The organism is Actinotalea ferrariae (assembly GCF_019733465.1).
Classification (GTDB): Bacteria; Actinomycetota; Actinomycetes; order Actinomycetales; family Cellulomonadaceae; genus Actinotalea; species Actinotalea ferrariae_A.
Genome location: NZ_JACVQL010000146.1, coordinates 822 through 1,424, shown reverse-complemented (window position 1 = coordinate 1,424; position 603 = coordinate 822). Strand labels below are relative to the sequence as shown.

1 protein-coding gene and 1 pseudogene are annotated in these 603 nt (G+C 73.5%); both read right to left on the bottom strand.

Going from position 1 to position 603, the window contains the following annotated elements; genetic code table 11:
- Positions 1 to 283 (bottom strand): META domain-containing protein (locus ICW40_RS11845; RefSeq protein WP_221654204.1); only part of this gene is annotated, 283 nt, incomplete at its 3' end.
- Positions 284 to 337: 54 nt separating this feature from the next.
- Positions 338 to 603: pseudogene (locus ICW40_RS21010) on the bottom strand (arginine-ornithine antiporter); the annotation flags it as partial.

Sequence of the window (603 nt, the reverse complement as noted above, 5' to 3'; positions counted from 1 at the left end):
TGCTCGAGAGCAGGCCGGCCAGCCAGGTGTCCTGGTCCATGAGCTCGGGCGCGCAGGCCATCATCGTGCTGGCGAGCGTCGGGGCCTCGAGCACGCCGCCGGTCCACCTCGCGGAGCCGAACAGCGTGTTGCAGCCGGCGCGGGCGCTGAGGTGGCCCTTGTCGAAGGCGATCCGGACGGTCGACCCTTCGACGAGCTGGTGCCCGGGCGTCGTCGTGGCGAGGAACGTCCGGCCGACGAGGTCAGGCGTGCGATCCGTGCCGTCCGTCGCGGAGGTGCCCATGACGACGAGTATGGCGACGCGGCGCGGCGGTCACGAGGGCCCGGCGGGGATCGGTCAGAACGAGATCGCGCCGGTCGCGAGCAGCACGACGCCGACCGCCGCGCCCACGACGGCGACTGCGAACACCACGCGCTCGCGCCCGGAGAACACCGGACGCCCCTGCTCGCGCCGCGCCATCGCGAACAGGACGGTCGCGGGCGCGTAGACGATGAACGAGACGAGCAGGAACGCGAGGCCCGCGGCCCACAGCAGGAACGCCGCGTAGAGCGTCGCGACGCCCGAGACGACGAGCTCGCGCGTGCGGGTCGACGTCGTGCCCG